The 15334-nt window shown below is 71.0% G+C and carries 15 protein-coding genes; 3 read left to right on the forward strand and 12 right to left on the reverse strand.

Going from position 1 to position 15334, the window contains the following annotated elements:
• Nucleotides 1-13 precede the first annotated feature (13 nt).
• Nucleotides 14-1012, reverse strand: coding sequence for a ZIP family metal transporter (locus tag WDZ95_RS18490; protein ID WP_425780606.1), 999 nt, complete (start codon nucleotides 1010-1012; stop codon nucleotides 14-16).
• A gap of 90 nt (nucleotides 1013-1102) precedes the next feature.
• Here WDZ95_RS18490 and WDZ95_RS18495 point away from each other — a divergent pair, with 90 nt between their 5' ends.
• Nucleotides 1103-1582: a DUF6314 family protein gene (locus WDZ95_RS18495; protein ID WP_425780608.1), complete on the forward strand. Its 480-nt coding sequence runs from the start codon at nucleotides 1103-1105 to the stop codon at nucleotides 1580-1582.
• Between the two features lie 7 nt (nucleotides 1583-1589).
• On the opposite strand, the gene dnaJ is transcribed toward WDZ95_RS18495, so the two are convergent.
• The 3 genes from dnaJ to grpE all read right to left on the reverse strand — a co-directional run bounded on the left by dnaJ (nucleotide 1590) and on the right by grpE (nucleotide 5387).
• Nucleotides 1590-2723: a molecular chaperone DnaJ gene (gene dnaJ / locus WDZ95_RS18500; protein ID WP_425780610.1), complete on the reverse strand. Its 1134-nt coding sequence runs from the start codon at nucleotides 2721-2723 to the stop codon at nucleotides 1590-1592.
• Nucleotides 2724-2806: 83 nt separating this feature from the next.
• Nucleotides 2807-4741, reverse strand: coding sequence for a molecular chaperone DnaK (gene dnaK, locus WDZ95_RS18505; RefSeq protein WP_166224538.1), 1935 nt, complete (start codon nucleotides 4739-4741; stop codon nucleotides 2807-2809).
• 82 nt (nucleotides 4742-4823) lie between these two features.
• Nucleotides 4824-5387: a nucleotide exchange factor GrpE gene (gene grpE / locus WDZ95_RS18510; protein ID WP_425780612.1), complete on the reverse strand. Its 564-nt coding sequence runs from the start codon at nucleotides 5385-5387 to the stop codon at nucleotides 4824-4826.
• Nucleotides 5388-5559: 172 nt separating this feature from the next.
• Between grpE and WDZ95_RS18515 the strand changes: the two genes are divergently transcribed.
• Complete coding sequence (locus WDZ95_RS18515) at nucleotides 5560-6411, forward strand: fumarylacetoacetate hydrolase family protein (RefSeq protein ID WP_166224544.1); 852 nt, start codon at nucleotides 5560-5562, stop codon at nucleotides 6409-6411.
• 10 nt (nucleotides 6412-6421) lie between these two features.
• Here WDZ95_RS18515 and WDZ95_RS18520 read toward each other — a convergent pair whose 3' ends face one another.
• Complete coding sequence (locus WDZ95_RS18520) at nucleotides 6422-7423, reverse strand: bile acid:sodium symporter family protein (protein ID WP_287467914.1); 1002 nt, start codon at nucleotides 7421-7423, stop codon at nucleotides 6422-6424.
• 96 nt (nucleotides 7424-7519) lie between these two features.
• On the opposite strand from WDZ95_RS18520, the gene WDZ95_RS18525 reads away from it, so the two are divergent.
• On the forward strand, nucleotides 7520-8413 hold the full coding sequence (locus WDZ95_RS18525) for a LysR family transcriptional regulator (RefSeq protein WP_425780615.1): 894 nt from the start codon (nucleotides 7520-7522) through the stop codon (nucleotides 8411-8413).
• Nucleotides 8414-8447: 34 nt separating this feature from the next.
• Here the strand turns inward: WDZ95_RS18525 and WDZ95_RS18530 are convergent, their stop codons facing one another.
• The 7 genes from WDZ95_RS18530 to WDZ95_RS18560 all read right to left on the reverse strand — a co-directional run bounded on the left by WDZ95_RS18530 (nucleotide 8448) and on the right by WDZ95_RS18560 (nucleotide 15231).
• A complete protein-coding gene (locus WDZ95_RS18530; protein ID WP_166224552.1) occupies nucleotides 8448-8798 on the reverse strand; it encodes a winged helix-turn-helix transcriptional regulator in 351 nt (116 codons plus the stop codon).
• A 138-nt stretch (nucleotides 8799-8936) separates the two neighbouring features.
• The gene (locus tag WDZ95_RS18535; protein ID WP_166224555.1) at nucleotides 8937-9494 is read right to left on the reverse strand and encodes a MarR family winged helix-turn-helix transcriptional regulator; all 558 of its coding nucleotides are present in this window, start codon (nucleotides 9492-9494) and stop codon (nucleotides 8937-8939) included.
• A gap of 7 nt (nucleotides 9495-9501) precedes the next feature.
• On the reverse strand, nucleotides 9502-9921 hold the full coding sequence (locus tag WDZ95_RS18540) for an acyl-CoA thioesterase (RefSeq protein ID WP_166224558.1): 420 nt from the start codon (nucleotides 9919-9921) through the stop codon (nucleotides 9502-9504).
• 8 nt (nucleotides 9922-9929) lie between these two features.
• Nucleotides 9930-11669, reverse strand: a complete 1740-nt coding sequence (locus tag WDZ95_RS18545; RefSeq protein ID WP_425780618.1) for a tannase/feruloyl esterase family alpha/beta hydrolase — start codon at nucleotides 11667-11669, stop codon at nucleotides 9930-9932.
• Between the two features lie 45 nt (nucleotides 11670-11714).
• Nucleotides 11715-12500 (reverse strand): SDR family NAD(P)-dependent oxidoreductase, encoded by a 786-nt coding sequence (locus tag WDZ95_RS18550; RefSeq protein ID WP_425780620.1) that lies wholly within the window; start codon nucleotides 12498-12500, stop codon nucleotides 11715-11717.
• Between the two features lie 11 nt (nucleotides 12501-12511).
• The gene (locus tag WDZ95_RS18555; RefSeq protein ID WP_425780622.1) at nucleotides 12512-14446 is read right to left on the reverse strand and encodes a feruloyl-CoA synthase; all 1935 of its coding nucleotides are present in this window, start codon (nucleotides 14444-14446) and stop codon (nucleotides 12512-12514) included.
• Entirely contained in the window at nucleotides 14443-15231 is a 789-nt protein-coding gene (locus tag WDZ95_RS18560) for a crotonase/enoyl-CoA hydratase family protein (RefSeq protein ID WP_425780624.1), read from the reverse strand. The genes WDZ95_RS18555 and WDZ95_RS18560 overlap by 4 nt, the downstream gene beginning before the upstream one ends.
• Between the last annotated feature and the right edge of the window lie 103 nt (nucleotides 15232-15334).

Genomic DNA, 15334 nt, shown 5'->3' on the forward strand with positions numbered 1-15334 from the left:
CTGCGGCCCGGGTTCAGGCCAGGGCCGCGTTGAGCCAGATCATGAAGACGAAGCCGGCGAGCAGCGTGGCGCTGGCCGCGCCCTCGAAGCCGTTGCGGTGCGTCTCGGGAATGATCTCGTGGCTGACCACGAAGATCATCGCGCCGGCCGCGAGCGCCAGGCCCAGCGGGTAGAGCGCGGGCAGGCTGCCCAGCACCGCGATGCCCAGCATCGCGCCGAGCGGCTCGGCCAGGCCGGTGAGCGCGGCCACGCCCCAGGCCTTGCCCGCGCCCAGGCCCAGGGTGCGCAGCGCCATCGCCACGATCAGGCCTTCGGGCATGTTCTGCAGGCCGATCGCCAGCGCCACGGCGGCGCCGTCGTGCACGGCGTCGGCGCTGGCCGGGCCGGCGTAGGCCACGCCCACGGCCAGGCCCTCGGGCAGGTTGTGGATCATGAGCGCCAGCACCATGAGCCAGGCGCGCTGCGCCGCGCGGTCGCCGGGCCGGGCGGCCACGGCATGCCCGGGCGCGGCCGGCGGCAGCACCGCGTGTTCGTGCGGCAAGGCGCGGTCGATGCCGAGCATGAGCGCCATGCCCAGCGCCAGGCCCAGGCCGCTGAACAGCGCGCCCGCGCCGCCACCGCCCACCAGGGCGCGGCTGGCCTCGAGCGAGGGCAGCAGCAGCGAGAACACCGCGGCCGCGAGCATCACGCCGGCCGAGAAGGCCATGAAAGCCGCTTCCTGGCGCTTGCCGATGCGCTGCACCACGAACACGGGCAAGGCACCCACGGCGGTGGCCACGGCCGCCAGCAGCGAGGCCTGCACGCCCGCCACCATCGCGCTGCCGCCGTCCACCGCGAGCCACCAGGCCTGCGTGGGGCCCCAGAAGGTCGAGGCCGCCGCCAGGCCGGCCATGGCAAGCACGCCCGCGGCCAGGGCCAGCAGCGCGGTGCGCAGGGCGTGGGCGGGCACGGGGCTTTCGAGCTGCTGCAGCTGGGCCCAGACGGGCTGGATCTGGCGGAACAGGGCGGTCATGGCTGGCGTCCAATCGATACGGCCAGATAGTTTTGCAAAAACTATCGATGAAGGCCAATCGATGCTCGTTATGGCGGGGATAGTCGCGCCATGCCGCCCGCTCACGACCCCTGGCCCGCGCTGACCGATGTGCTGAACCGCCTGCGCCGGGTGCGCCGGCTGCGCTTCGAATCGCGCAGCGCGGCGGGCACGGGCTGGGACGGCGAGGGCAAGGGCGGCGTCGCGGTGGGCGAGCCGGCCCCGGGCGTGCTGGTGTTCGAGGAACAGGGCCATTGGCAGGCCGCGGCGCCGGGGCGCGAGCCCACGGCCTTTCGCAACGTGTTCCGGTGGTCGGCGCTGCCCTCGGGCGCGCTGCGCCTGGAACACCTGCGGCGCGGGCCCGGGCAGCCGGTGTTCCTGTTCGACATGGCGCCGGCCGCCGAGGGCCACTGGCGCGAGATCGAGGCCCACCAGTGCGCGGCCGACCGCTACGCCGCCACGCTGGTGTGCGAAGGCCCGCTGCTGCAGGTGCGCTGGACCATCGCCGGCCCGCGCAAGCGCGAGGCCATCCACTACACCTACGGGCCCTGACCGGGCCTCAGCTGAAGAAGTCCTTGGCCTTCTCGAACCAGCCCTTGTCGTTCGGGCTGTGCTTGTGGCCGCCCTTCCTGAACGACTCGTCGAGCTCCTTGAGCAGCTTGCGCTGGTGCTCGGTGAGCTTGACCGGCGTTTCCACCGCCACGTGGCAGTACAGGTCGCCCGGGTAGCTGCTGCGCACGCCCTTGATGCCCTTGCCGCGCAGGCGGAAGGTCTTGCCGCTCTGCGTGCCTTCGGGCAGGTCGATGGTGGCCTTGCCCTGCAGCGTGGGCACGTCGATCTCGCCGCCCAGGGCAGCGGTGGTCATGCTCACGGGCACCTGGCAGTGCAGGTCGTCGCCGTCGCGCTCGAAGATGTCGTGCTTGCGCAGCCGGATCTCGATGTACAGGTCGCCCGCGGGGCCGCCGTTCTGGCCCGGTTCGCCATTGCCGGTGCTGCGGATGCGCTGGCCGTCGTCGATGCCCGCGGGGATCTTGATCTCCAGCGTCTTCTGCTTCTTGATCTTGCCCTGGCCGTGGCAGGTGGTGCAGGGCTCGGGGATGACCTTGCCGCGGCCCTGGCAGGTCGGGCAGGTCTGCTGCACGCTGAAGAAGCCCTGACGCATCTGCACCACGCCCTGGCCGTGGCAGGTGCCGCAGGTCTTGGCGCTGGTGCCGGGCTTGGCGCCGCTGCCGTGGCAGGTTTCGCAGTCGTCCCAGCTCGGGATGCGGATCTGCGTTTCCTTGCCGGTGGCGGCCTCTTCGAGCGTGACCTCCATCGCGTACGACAGGTCGGCCCCGCGGTACACCTGGCGGCCGCCCGCGCCGCGGCGCGCGCCACCGAAGATGTCGCCGAAGATGTCGCCGAACGCGTCACCGAAACCGCCGAAGCCCTCGGCGCCGCCGGGGCCGCCGCGCATGTTGGGGTCCACACCCGCGTGGCCGTACTGGTCGTAGGCGGCCTTCTTCTGCGGGTCGGAGAGCATCTCGTAGGCCTCCTTGGCCTCCTTGAATTTCTCCTCCGCGCCCTTGGCCGCATCGCCCTGGTTGCGGTCGGGGTGGTACTTCATCGCGAGCTTGCGGTACGCCTTCTTGATCTCCTCGTCGGAGGCGTTCTTGGGCACGCCGAGCACTTCGTAAAAGTCGCGTTTGGACATGGTCTTGTGGGCTTGTTGTCGTCGAACACGAACGCCGCGTCAGGTTGCCCGGACGCGGCGGTGTGGGGCTGCGGCGGGCGCGATCAGCCTTTCTTGACTTCCTTCACTTCGGCGTCCACCACGTCGTCGTCGGCGGGCTTGCTGTCGGCGCGGGCCTCGCCCTGGGGCGCGGCACCGGCGGCGGCCTGCTCGGCCTGCTGCGCGGCGTACACCTTCTCACCGAGCTTCTGGCTCGCGGTCATCAGGGCCTCGGTCTTGGCTTCGATGGCGGCCTTGTCGTCGCCCTTCGTGGCCTCTTCCACGGCCTTGATGGCGTCCTCGATGGCGGTCTTCTCGCCGGCCTCGAGCTTGTCGCCGTGCTCGCCCAGGCTCTTCTTCACGCTGTGCACCATGGCCTCGGCCTGGTTGCGCGCCTGAACGAGCTCGACCTTCTTCTTGTCTTCGGCGGCGTTGAGCTCGGCGTCCTTCACCATCTGCTGGATCTCGGCTTCGGAGAGGCCCGAGTTCGCCTTGATGGTGATCTTGTTTTCCTTGCCCGTGCCCTTGTCTTTCGCGCCCACGTGCAGGATGCCGTTGGCGTCGATGTCGAAGGTCACCTCGATCTGCGGCATGCCGCGCGGCGCGGCCGGGATGCCTTCGAGGTTGAACTCGCCAAGCAGCTTGTTGCCCGAGGCGATCTCGCGCTCGCCCTGGAACACCTTGATGGTCACGGCGGGCTGGTTGTCGTCGGCGGTGGAGAACACCTGCGAGAACTTGGTCGGGATGGTGGTGTTCTTGGCGATCATCTTGGTCATGACGCCGCCCATGGTCTCGATGCCCAGCGACAGCGGGGTCACGTCGAGCAGCAGCACGTCCTTGCGGTCACCCGAGAGCACCTGGCCCTGGATGGCGGCACCCACGGCCACGGCCTCGTCGGGGTTGACGTCCTTGCGCGGCTCCTTGCCGAAGAACTCCTTGACCTTGTCCTGCACCTTGGGCATGCGGGTCATGCCGCCCACCAGGATCACGTCGTGGATCTCGCCCACGCTCACGCCGGCGTCCTTGATGGCGGTGCGGCAGGGCGCGATGGTGCGCTCGATCAGCTCTTCGACCAGGGCCTCGAGCTTGGCGCGCGTGAGCTTGATGTTCAGGTGCTTGGGGCCCGAGGCATCGGCCGTGATGTAGGGCAGGTTGATGTCGGTGGCGGCCGAGGACGACAGCTCGATCTTGGCCTTCTCGGCGGCTTCCTTCAGGCGCTGCAGGGCCAGCACGTCCTTGCTCAGGTCGACGCCTTGCTCTTTCTTGAACTCGGAAATGATGTGGTCGATGATGCGCTGGTCGAAGTCTTCACCGCCCAGGAAGGTGTCGCCGTTGGTGGACAGCACCTCGAACTGTTTCTCGCCATCGACGTCGGCGATCTCGATGATGGAGACGTCGAAGGTGCCGCCGCCGAGGTCGTACACGGCGATCTTGCGGTCGCCCTTGTCCTGCTTGTCCAGGCCGAAGGCCAGGGCCGCGGCGGTGGGCTCGTTGATGATGCGCTTGACGTCGAGGCCGGCGATGCGGCCGGCGTCCTTGGTGGCCTGGCGCTGCGCGTCGTTGAAGTAAGCGGGCACGGTGATCACGGCCTCGGTCACGGGCTCGCCGAGGTAGTCCTCGGCGGTCTTCTTCATCTTGCGCAGGATGTCGGCCGAGACCTGCTGGGCCGAGATCTTCTTGCCGCGCACTTCCACCCAGGCGTCGCCGTTGTCGGCGGCCACGATGGAATAGGGCATCAGGTCGATGTCCTTCTGCACTTCCTTCTCGGTGAACTTGCGGCCGATCAGGCGTTTGATGGCGTACAGCGTGTTCTTGGGGTTGGTCACGGCCTGGCGCTTGGCCGAAGCGCCGACCAGCACCTCACCGTCTTCCTGGTAGGCCACGATCGAGGGCGTGGTGCGCGCACCTTCGCTGTTCTCGATCACCTTGGTGTTGTTGCCTTCCATGATGGCCACGCACGAGTTCGTGGTGCCGAGGTCGATGCCGATGATGCGTCCCATGTTGGTTCTCCGTCCGGTGTGGAAATAGGTGTGAAAACGATGTGCGGAAGATGTGGATAACTGGTGGGTATTTCAAGGCCGCTTATTTGGGCGCCGCCACCGTGACCAGGGCCGGGCGCAGCACGCGCTCGGCAATGAGGTAGCCCTTCTGCAGCACCGTGACCACGGTGTTGGGCTCCTGGTCGGCCGGCACCATGCTGATGGCCTGGTGCTGGTGCGGGTCGAAGCGGCTGGCCGCGGCCGGTGCGATCTCGACCACCTTGTGGCGTTCGAGCGCGCTCTTGAGCTGCTTGAGCGTGGCCTCGGTGCCTTCGCGCAGCTGCTCGCGCGTGGCTTCCTGCACCGCAAGGCCGGCTTCGAGGCTGTCGGCCACGGCCAGCAGGCTCTCGGCAAAGCTCTCGACCGCGAATTTGCGCGCCTTGGCCACTTCCTCGTCGGCGCGGCGGCGGGCGTTCTCCGCCTCGGCCTTGGCGCGCAGGAACTGGTCGGCCAGATCGGCGTTCTGGGCCTTGAGCGTGGCCAGTTCGGCCTGCAGGCCGGCCAGGGCCTCGGCCTCGTTCGCCGCCTGGGCGGCTTCGGCCTCTTCGGGGCTCACAGGGGCCTGGGCAGCGGGGTTCTGAGGGTCGGTGGGGGGCGTCTGGCTCATCGTGGCGAAGGCGGTTCGGGTTCGTGGAAACGGGCGGTTCGGGGGCGGCTTGCCCGACAAGTCGGGCAACTGGGGCCGGTGCGGCGGATTTCAAGGGGGTGACAGGGGCCCGATCGCGGGCGCGGCAGAATGGCCGGCCTTCTTCGTCACTTCCAACGCCGACACCTGCACCATGAAACTCATCCGCCACGGCCGGCCCGGCGCCGAGCAACCCGGTCTGATCGACGCCAGCGGCACGCCGCGCGACCTCTCGGGGCTGGTGGCCGACTTCGGGCCGGCCACGCTGGGCCCGGATTCTATGGCCCGGCTGGCCGCGATCGACCCGCTCACGCTGCCGCCCGTGCCCTCGGGCACGCGCCTGGGCCCCTGCGTGGGCCAGGTGGGCAACGTGGTCGCCATCGGCCTGAACTACGCCGACCACGCGGCCGAGGCCGGCCTGAAGGCGCCCGGCCAGCCCATCGTGTTCAACAAGCACAGCGGCGCCATCAGCGGCCCCCACGACGACATCTGGCTGCCGCCCGGCGCGACCCAGCTCGACTGGGAGGTCGAGCTCGGCATCGTGATCGGCCAGCGCACCTTTCACGTGAGCGAGGACCAGGCGCTGCGCCACGTGGCCGGCTTCTGCCTGGTCAACGACGTGTCCGAGCGCGCGTACCAGATGGCCTATGAAGGCCAGTGGGTCAAGGGCAAGAGCTACCCCACGCACTGCCCGATCGGCCCCTGGCTGGTCACGCCCGACGAGCTCGGCGACCCGCAGGACGTGGACCTCTGGCTCGACGTGAACGGCCAGCGCCGCCAGACCGGCAACACCCGCACCATGATCTTCGGCGTGGCCCACATCGTGAGCTACCTGAGCCGCTTCATGGTGCTGCAGCCGGGCGACGTGATCCCCACCGGCACGCCGCCCGGCGTGGGCATGGGCCACAAGCCGCCGCTCTACCTGAAGCCGGGCGACGTGGTGACCCTGGGCGGCCGCGGCCTGGGCGAGCAGCGCCAGGTGGTGGTGGACAGCCCGGCGCGCTGAGCGCCGCGGCTCAGGCCTTGGCCGCTTCGGCCGCGGTCAGGGCCGGGTCCGCGGGGCGGCGCGCGTAGCGCTGCGCCAGCACCGCGCACACCATGAGCTGCATCTGGTGGAACACCATCAGCGGCAGCACGATGGCCCCCGCGACGTTGGCCGCGAACAGCACGTTGGCCATGGGCACGCCGGTGATCAGGCTCTTGGTCGAGCCGCAAAAGACGATGGCGATCTCGTCTTCCTTGGAGAAGCCGAGCCGGCGGCTGCCCCACACCGTGACCGTGAGCACCAGCGCCAGCAGCACGCCGCAGACCACGAGCAGGCCCGCCATGGCGCTCAGCGGCAGCTGCGACCACAGGCCGTCGATCACCGCGTGGCTGAAGGCCGCGTAGACCACCAGCAGGATCGAGCCCTGGTCGACCACCTTCATCACCGAGGTGCGGCGCTTGAGGAAATCACCGATCCAGGGCCGCAGCAGGTGGCCGGCGATGAAGGGCAGCAGCAACTGCACGCCGATGCGGCCGATGGCGCCCAGCAGGTCGCCCATGGCCGCGTCCTGCGCCAGCAGCAGCCCCAGCACCAGCGGCGTGAGCACCACGCCCAGCAACGTGGAGGCCGAGGCGCTGCAGACCGCGGCCGGTACGTTGCCGCGCGCCATCGAGGCAAAGGCGATGGCCGACTGCACGGTGGCCGGCAGCGCGCACAGGTAGAGGATGCCGGTGTACAGGTCGGGCGTGACCAGCGGCCGCAGCACGGGCGACAGCGCCCAGCCCAGCACGGGGAACAGCGCGAAGGTGGTGGCCACCACCGCGATCTGCAGCCGCCAGTGGCCGATGCCCGCGAGGATCGCTTCGCGCGAGAGCTTGGCGCCATGCAGGAAGAACAGCAGGCTCACGGCGACCTTGGTGGCGATGGCGAGCGCGTCGGCGAAGACGCCCTGCGCAGGCAGCAGGCTGGCCAGCGTGACGGTGGCGATCAGGTAGAGGGTGAAGTTGTCGGGCAGCAGGCGGGAGCGGGCCATGGCGGTGGGCGGCGGGTCGGGGCGATGGCCGCGATTGGACCGCAGCCCTGCTCCAAAGAGAAATGAATTTATCGGATGCATTTATCATGCGAGCGCATGAACATCAGCCTGCGCCAGTTGCGTGTGTTCCAGGCCGTGGCGGCGCACGGCAGCTTCACGCGCGCCGGCGCGCAGGTGGGCCTGAGCCAGCCCGCGGTGAGCCGCTGCGTGACCGAGCTCGAACAGCAGCTCGGCCTCAAGCTGCTGGACCGCACCACGCGCGAGGTGCTGCTGACCGCGGCGGGCCGCAACCTGGCCACGCGGCTCGAGCGCGTGCTCGACGACCTCGACGCGGTGCTGCTCGACGTGCGCGGCCTGGCCACGCAGCGCCAGGGCAGGGTGCGCATCGCGAGCAGCCCCACGCTGTCGGCCAACCTGCTGCCCGAGTGCATCGCGCGCTGCCAGCGCGAACACCCGGGCCTGGCGCTGGTGCTGCTCGACCGCATGCAGCACGACGCGCTGGCCAGCGTGCTCGCGGGCGAGGTCGACTTCGGCGTGGTGATCGACCCGGGCCCGAACAGCGCGCTGCACGCCGAGCCCATCCTCAGCGAGCCGTTCTGCTTCGTCGCGCCGCCCACGCACCGGCTGGCGCGCAAGCGCTCGGTGCGCTGGACCGAGCTGGCCGGCGAGCCGCTGGTGCTGCTCGACCACGCCTCGGGCAGCCGGCGCCTGATCGACGACGCGCTGCGCGAGCAGGGCGTGGCGCCGCCGCTGGCGCAGGAGGTGGGCCACGTGACCACCATCTTCCGCATGCTCGACGCTGGCCTGGGCGTGTCGGTGGTGCCCACGCTGGCGCTGCCGCCCGCGGGCCTGCCGGGCCTGGTGGTGCGGCCGCTGCTGCCGCGCATCGACCGCGACATCGTGCTGGTGCGGCGCGCGCGGCGCGTGTTGTCGCCCTTGGCCGAGGTGGCCTGGGCGCTGGTGGCGCGCGTGGCGGCCGAGCGGGCCTGAGCGGGCTTGAGCGGGCTTGAAGCCCGCGGCGCGTTCAGGCGGTGCTGCGGGCGGCGCTGCGCGGCGCGGGCCGCGCGGCCGCGCGCGCGCCCTGGTTGCGGTGCTGCCAGCGGCCCGCGAAGGGCTTGAACTCGCCGAGCCGGCGCGCGAGCTCGGCACCGTGCGGCGTGAGTTTGTAGCCGGTGCCGCAGTGGTCGAGCAGGTGCGCGGCCCGCAGTTCCTTCAGCCGCGTGTTGAGCGTGTTGGGCGTGACCCCGCCCACGCTGTCTTGCAGCAGGCGAAAGGTCTGGGGGTGTCCGTCGGCCAGCGCGTGGATCACGCGCATGGCGTAGCGCGCTTCCAGCAGATCGAACAGCTGGCTCAGGGCTTCGGTGTCCTTGCTCATCGGCGGTCTCCTCGCGCGAACCGGGCAGCGGGTGTCGGCCGGTTCACTATAGGCATGCCCACCGTCGCTATCAAGTTGGTAGCTGTGTGCGGTGCAGCATGTGGCTGCCGGGCCACCCGGGTTTGACCGGATGGCGGATCAGACGGCCGCGTCCCCGTTTCCGGTGGCCGCCGTGCCGGGCCGGTACACCTTGCGCAGCAGCGCGATCAGCGTCTGCACCTCGTCGGCCGTGAGCGCCGCGGTGGCCTCGGCTTCGAGCGCGCTGGCCGTGGCCTGGGCCTCGCGGTACAGGCGCTCGCCCGTGGGCGTGAGGTGCAGGCCCTGGGCGCGCCGGTCGCTCGGGTGCGGGCGGCGCGTGATGAGGCGGCGCCGCTGCAGCGCCTTGACCATGCCCACCAGGTTGGGCGGCAGGATGTCGAGCGCGGCGCAGATCTGGCGCGAGGTGACGCCCGGGTTGTGGGCGATCACGCTGAGCACCGAGTAGTCGACCGGGCGCAGCTCGAACGGCGCCATGCGGCGCAGGAAGATGCCGATGACCGAGAGCGCCGCGCGCCGCGCGTTGTAGCCCACCAGGGTTTCGAGGTGGCCGGTGTCGGGCAGGCCGTCGCCGGCCGCGCCCGCGGCCGCATCGGGCGCCGCGGCCTTGCGCACGCCACGGGGGCGGCGCAGGGCGTTGGCGATCGAGGGTTCGCTCATCGCTCGCTCAGGCGCACAGGGCCTTGATGTCCTCGGGCACGGGGATGGCGCGGATGCGCGAGGCATCGGCCGGGTCGCGTTCGCAGAAGGCGCGCACCTCGGTGCCTTCGCACAGCAGGGTGTCGCCGCGCATCACGCGGTGCTGGTGCTTGAACACCTTGGCGCCCCATTCGATCACGCTGGTGTGCACCTGCAGGCGCTCGCCGTAGGTGGCGGGCTTCTTGAACTGGGTGTGGATCTCGAGCAGCGGCGTGCCGATGATGCCGCGCGTCTTGACGAGTTCGCGCCACGGCGGCACGCCGCACTGCACGAAGAAGTTGAGGGACGAGGCGTCCATCCACTTGCTGAAATTGGGGAAGAAGACGATGCCGGCGGGATCGCAGTCGCCGAACATCACCTCCACTTCATACACAACGGTCTTGGTCATCGAAGGGGTCACTGACAGGAAAAACGGGAAGCGTCTTCAGGGTTGCCCTGGCCCTTGTAGCGGGCCACGGCAGGATACGCGCACAAGGGGCGGCTGCGCTGCGCCGACCAGGCCGCGGGCAGCTCGGTGTTCACCCCGCCCGGGTTGCCCGCGCCGCGCGCCTGGGCCTTCACCGCCTGCGGGGGCACGCCGTGCTCCACCCATTGCACCAGCGGGCCGAGCAGGTCGAACTGGTCGGTGGCCGGGCCGCCGCTGCAGTGGTTCATGCCGGGCACGGGGAAGTAGCGCGCGAAGTCGGCGGCGCGGCCCTGCTGGCTGGCGTTCACGCGTTCGAGCCATTGGCGCGTGTCCTCGGCCGAGAAGATCGCGTCGCTCACGCCGTGGTAGAGCACCATCTTGGCGCCGCGCGCGCGCAGCGGCAGCAGGTTGTCGGGCTTCTCGTGGCCGGGCGGGCCCATGAGCGACAGGCCCGATTCGCGGTGGATGGCGTCGGTGGCCGCGACCGCGGCGAGCAGCGCGTCGATGTCGGCCTTGGCCGGGTCGACCATGCCCACGGGCGGCGCGGTGAACACCGTGCCCACCGAGAGCGGGTCGAGCGCGACCGCGTTGACGAACTTCCAGGTCGCCCAGTTGCTGCCCGCGATGCCGGCGTCCCAGGGGAAGGCGCTGTAGATCGGCTGGCCATTGGCGGCGCGGCCGCCCGCGTGCACCTGAGCCAGCGCGCTCTTCTGCGCGGGCGTGAGGCAGCGGCCGTCGCGCGCGCCGCTGCAGGTGGGCACGTCGCGCGCGGGGTCGAACGTGGCCTGGCAGGCCTGCGTGGCCTGCACCAGGCCGTCGGTGAGGCCGTCGAGCGCGTCGCAGCGCTGCAGCACGGCGCGCGCCACGGTCTCGCGCTCGGCCGCGGTCAGCGCGCTGGCGAGATCGGGGATGCTGGCGTTGGGGTTGAGCGGGTGCTTCACCGTGGCGCCCGCCGTGGCCAGCGGCAGCCAGCGCTGCGCGCCCCAGAGCTGCGCGAGCGCGGCGTTGGGCAGGCGGTAGCCGGGTGCGCCGATCAGGTAGCCGTCGTACTGGTCGCCCAGCCGGCTCGCGGCCACCAGCGCATGGCGGCCGCCGTTGGAGCAGCCGCCGATGTAGGAGCGGTCGGGGCCCTTGCCGTAGGCGCTGGCGATCATCGCCTTGGCCATGGGCGTGAGCGTGGCCACGGCCTGGTAGCCGTAGTCGAGCCGGGCCTGGGGCTCCAGGCCGAAGTAGGGGGTTTGCGCGCCGGTGTGGCCGGCGTCCGAGCTGATGACGGCGAAGCCCTGCACCAGCGCGCCGGTGAGCGGGCCGCCGCCGAGCGCGCCCTCGGCCGGGCGCACCGCACCGTCGAGGCCGCCGTTGCCCTGGTAATAGAAGCGCCCGTTCCAGGCCTGGGGCAGGCGCATCTCGAAGCCGATCGCGTAGTCGCGGCCGTCGCGGCCCCTGCGCTCGTTCATGCGGCCCTTGACCAGGCAGTGCGCGGCCACGGGCTGGCCGGCGAGCTTGAGCTCGCCCGCGGCCACGGGCACGGCCGATTCGATGCGCGTGGCCGGGTGCTGGAACTGCGCGGCCAGCGCCTCGCAGCGCTGCAAGGTGGCGCCGGTCGCGGGGCTCAGGCGCGCGGGCGTGGCCACCGCGGTCGGTGATCCGCCGGGTGGGTTCGCGCAGGCGGCCAACAGCGCGGCCACACCGAGGGCGGCCGCACCGGCCAGGGGCAGGGGCTTGTTCATGGTGTCTCCTCGGGTGGTTCTTGTCGTCGGTCGGGCGCGAGGCCTTCAGCGCGGCGCCATGCGCAGCGCGCCGTCGAGCCGGATCACCTCGCCGTTGAGGTGGGTGTTGGTCACGATGTGCGCGGCCAATGCGGCGAACTCTTCGGGCTTGCCCAGGCGCGACGGGAAGGGAATGCTCGCGGCCAGCGACGCCTGCACCGGCTCGGGCAACTGGCGCATGAGCGGCGTGGAGAACAGGCCCGGCGCGATGGTGCACACGCGGATGCCGTGCTGCGCGAGGTCGCGCGCCATCGGCAGCGTCATGCCCACCAGGCCGCCCTTGGACGCGCTGTAGGCCTGCTGGCCCACCTGGCCGTCGAAGGCCGCCACGCTCGCGGTGAACAGCATCACGCCGCGTTCGCCGTCTTCGAGCGGGTCGAGTTTGGCGCAGGCCGCTGCGAACAGGCGGCTCGCGTTGTAGGTGCCGATCAGGTTGACGTTGATGACCTTGGCGAAGTCGTCGAGCGGCGCGGCGCTGCCGTCTTTCTGCACCACGCGCTTGGCGGTGCCGATGCCCGCGATGTTCATGAGCATGCGCGCGGGGCCGTGCGCGGCGGCCGCGCCATCGATCGCGGCTTGCACGCTGGCGGTGTCGGTCACGTCACATTTGAACGCCACGGCGCAGCCATTGCCGAATTGTTCGCCGATGTCGCGGGCCACGCGCTGCGCGCCCTCGAGGTTCACGTCGAGCACGGCCACCTTGGCGCCCAGGCGCGCGAGTTCGCGCGCGGTGGCCTCGCCGAGGCCGGAGCCGCCGCCGGTGACGAGTGCGGCCTGTCCTTCGATCTTCATGCGTGTCTCCTTCAGGTCTTGGCTTGGGGTAGCAGGGTGTGCGGGGCCGTGCCCGCGTGCAGCGCGGCCACGAGATCGGCGCGGTGCTTGAGCACGGCGCGCTGGTTGATCGAGCCTTTGTCGGTGACCTCGCCCTTGTCGATGCTGGGCGGCTCGGCGAGCAGGATCAGGCGCGCCACGCGGTTGGCGCTGCCGGTGGCCTGCGCGGCCAGGTCGTTGAGCACCCGCTGGAAGTGCGCGAGCACCGGCGGCTGCACCAGCACCTCGGCCAGCGGCGCGTCGGCGGGCAGGCCTTGTGCGAGCGTGCGCACCGCGCCGGTGGTGAACAGCATGGCGCCCACCTCTTTCTCGTTCAGGCCGGTGATGACCGCGTCCTGCACGAAGGGCGCGCCGGCCGCGATGATCTTCGCGCGCAGCGGGCCCACGCTCACGAAGGTGCCGGTGGCGAGCTTGAAGTCTTCGGCGATGCGGCCGTCGAAGCGCAGGCCCAGGTTGGGGCGGGCGGGGTCGATCCAGGCCACGGCGTCGCCGGTGCAGAAGAAGCCTTCGTCGTCGAAGGCCTCGGCCGTGGCCTCGGGGCTGCGCCAGTAGCCGGGCGTGATGTTGGGGCCGCGGTAGCGCACCTCGGTCTTGTCGCCGCTGGGCACGAGCTTGAGCTCCAGGCCCGCCGCGGGCAGGCCGAGGTCGCCCGATTTCACCTCGGGCCGCGTGATGTAGAGGCCGAAGGGGCCCGACTCGGTCATGCCCAGGCCGGTGCCCATCACGATGCGCTCGCCGACCTCCTGTTCCTGCACGGCGTGCAGCGTGTCCCACACCGGCTGCGCGAGCGCGGCGCCGGCGTAGAAGAACATGCGCACGCGGCTCAGCAGGTTCTTGCGCAGCACCGCGTCGGTCTTCATGGCGTTGGCGATCGCCTCGAAGCCCGTGGGCACGTTGAAGTACACGGTGGGCGCGATCTCGCGCAGGTTGCGCAGGGTTTCGCCGATGAGCGCGGGCGTGGGCTTGCCGTCGTCGATGTAGAGCGTGCCGCCGTGCATCAGCGTGAGGCCGACGTTGTGGTTGCCGCCGAAGGTGTGGTTCCAGGGCAGCCAGTCGAGCAGCACCGGGGGCGTGTCGGGGTCGGCCAGCACCGGCATGCTCTGTGCCATCTGCTGCTGGTTGGCGCACCACATGCGCTGGGTGTTGATGACCGCCTTGGGCAGCTTGGTCGAGCCCGAGGTGAACAGGAACTTGGTGATGGTGTCGGGGCCGGTGGCGCGCATGGCGGCGTCCACCGCGGGCGTGGGGCGCGTGGCACGCAGGGCCGCGAAGCTGGTGGTGGCGCGGCCGGGCACGCTGCCGCTGCCGGTGACGATCTCGACCTCGGGCCCGAGCGTGGCGAGCAGGGCGCGCTCGTAGCGCGGCGCGTCGGCCGCGTAGACCAGGCCGGGCGTGAGCGTGTTCACCAGGTGGCGCAGCTTGTCGTAGTCCTGGCTCACGAGCGAGTAGGCGGGCGAGGCCGGGGCCCAGGGAATGCCGGCGTAGAGGCAGCCGAGCGCGATCTGCGCGTGCTCGAGGTCGTTCTCGCTGGCGATCAGCACCGGGCGCTCGGCGCTCAGGCCGCGGTCGAGCAGGGCCTGGCCGATGCAGCGCGCGGCGTCGAGCGCCTGCGCGTAGCTCAGGTGCACCCAGTCGCCGGTGCTGCCGTCGGCCATGCGCGCGCGGCGCGCCATGAAAGTGCGATCGGGCGCCACCTGCGCCCAGTACAGCAGGCGGTCGGTGAGGCGATCGGGGTAAGGCTGCAGCGGCTGCACGGCCTTGAGGTAGGCCGTGCCGTCGGCGGTGTGGCGCAGCTCGGCCTCGGTGATGCCGAAGGCCAGCGCGCGGTAGCGCGGCGCCCCGCTGGATGGAGCCTGCGCGCTGCGCGCCGCGGCGCGAGCGCCTTCGGGCGGCCGTGCGGCGCTCATTGCTTCTTCACCTTGGGGCCGCGGCCTTCGAGGAACTCGCGCACGCGGGCCTTGGCCTCGGGCGCGTCCTGCACGATGGCGGAAATCAGGGCTTCGGTGAAGAAGCCGTGGTCGGCGGTCTGGTCGGCGATGCGCGGCAGCGCCTGCATGAGCGCGTAGTTGGTGAGCGGCGCGTTGCTGGCGATGCGCGTGGCGAGTTCGAGCGCCTTCTCCAGCGCCGTGCCCTGCGGCACCAGGTACTGCGCCAGGCCCACGCGCTCGCCTTCTTCGGCGCCGAGCACGCGGCCGGTGAACATCATGTCGGCCATGCGCGCGGTGCCGATCAGGCGCGGGATGCGCACCGAGCCGCCGCCGCCCACGAAGATGCCGCGCGAGCCTTCGGGCAGCGCGAAGAAGGCCGAGGCGTCGGCCACGCGGATGTGGCAGGCGCTCGCGAGTTCGAGGCCGCCGCCCACCACCGCGCCGTGCAGCGCGGCCACCACGGGCACGGGGCCGCGTTCGACCTGGTCGAGCGCGTGGTGCCACATGCGCGAGTGGTGTACGCCGGCAGCGGCGTTGCGCTCGCTGAGTTCGGACAGGTCGAGGCCGGCGCAGAAGTGGTCGCCGTTGCCGTGGATGACCGCGGCGCGCACGCTGTGCGGCATGCCCTGGAAAATGTCGCGGATGGCCAGCACCAGGCCGTCGTTGAGGGCGTTGCGCTTGGTCGGGCGGTTCAGGGTGATGAGCGCGATCTGCTCTTCGTCACCGCGCAATTCGATCGTCAGGTCGTTGGTCTGGATGGGCATGGTTGGCTGCCTTGTGAGGGTGGTCGATTATTGTTATAACGAATAACCAAATCAATCCGGCGTCCGACGAAATCGGCCCCGGGTTTACCCTAGGAGCACTGCT

This window comes from Hydrogenophaga sp. T2 (assembly GCF_049843535.1).
GTDB lineage: Bacteria > Pseudomonadota > Gammaproteobacteria > Burkholderiales > Burkholderiaceae_C > Hydrogenophaga > Hydrogenophaga crocea.

Coding starts and splice junctions, on each gene's coding strand:
- WDZ95_RS18495 (WP_425780608.1), top strand. CDS start 1,103: ATGCCGCCCGCTCACGACCCCTGGCCCGCGCTGACCGATGTGCTGAAC.
- dnaJ (WP_425780610.1), bottom strand. CDS start 2,723: ATGTCCAAACGCGACTTTTACGAAGTGCTCGGCGTGCCCAAGAACGCC.
- WDZ95_RS18560 (WP_425780624.1), bottom strand. CDS start 15,231: ATGCCCATCCAGACCAACGACCTGACGATCGAATTGCGCGGTGACGAA.
- grpE (WP_425780612.1), bottom strand. CDS start 5,387: ATGAGCCAGACGCCCCCCACCGACCCTCAGAACCCCGCTGCCCAGGCC.
- WDZ95_RS18535 (WP_166224555.1), bottom strand. CDS start 9,494: ATGAGCGAACCCTCGATCGCCAACGCCCTGCGCCGCCCCCGTGGCGTG.
- WDZ95_RS18530 (WP_166224552.1), bottom strand. CDS start 8,798: ATGAGCAAGGACACCGAAGCCCTGAGCCAGCTGTTCGATCTGCTGGAA.
- WDZ95_RS18520 (WP_287467914.1), bottom strand. CDS start 7,423: ATGGCCCGCTCCCGCCTGCTGCCCGACAACTTCACCCTCTACCTGATC.
- WDZ95_RS18555 (WP_425780622.1), bottom strand. CDS start 14,446: ATGAGCGCCGCACGGCCGCCCGAAGGCGCTCGCGCCGCGGCGCGCAGC.
- WDZ95_RS18525 (WP_425780615.1), top strand. CDS start 7,520: ATGAACATCAGCCTGCGCCAGTTGCGTGTGTTCCAGGCCGTGGCGGCG.
- WDZ95_RS18490 (WP_425780606.1), bottom strand. CDS start 1,012: ATGACCGCCCTGTTCCGCCAGATCCAGCCCGTCTGGGCCCAGCTGCAG.
- WDZ95_RS18540 (WP_166224558.1), bottom strand. CDS start 9,921: ATGACCAAGACCGTTGTGTATGAAGTGGAGGTGATGTTCGGCGACTGC.
- dnaK (WP_166224538.1), bottom strand. CDS start 4,741: ATGGGACGCATCATCGGCATCGACCTCGGCACCACGAACTCGTGCGTG.
- WDZ95_RS18545 (WP_425780618.1), bottom strand. CDS start 11,669: ATGAACAAGCCCCTGCCCCTGGCCGGTGCGGCCGCCCTCGGTGTGGCC.
- WDZ95_RS18515 (WP_166224544.1), top strand. CDS start 5,560: ATGAAACTCATCCGCCACGGCCGGCCCGGCGCCGAGCAACCCGGTCTG.
- WDZ95_RS18550 (WP_425780620.1), bottom strand. CDS start 12,500: ATGAAGATCGAAGGACAGGCCGCACTCGTCACCGGCGGCGGCTCCGGC.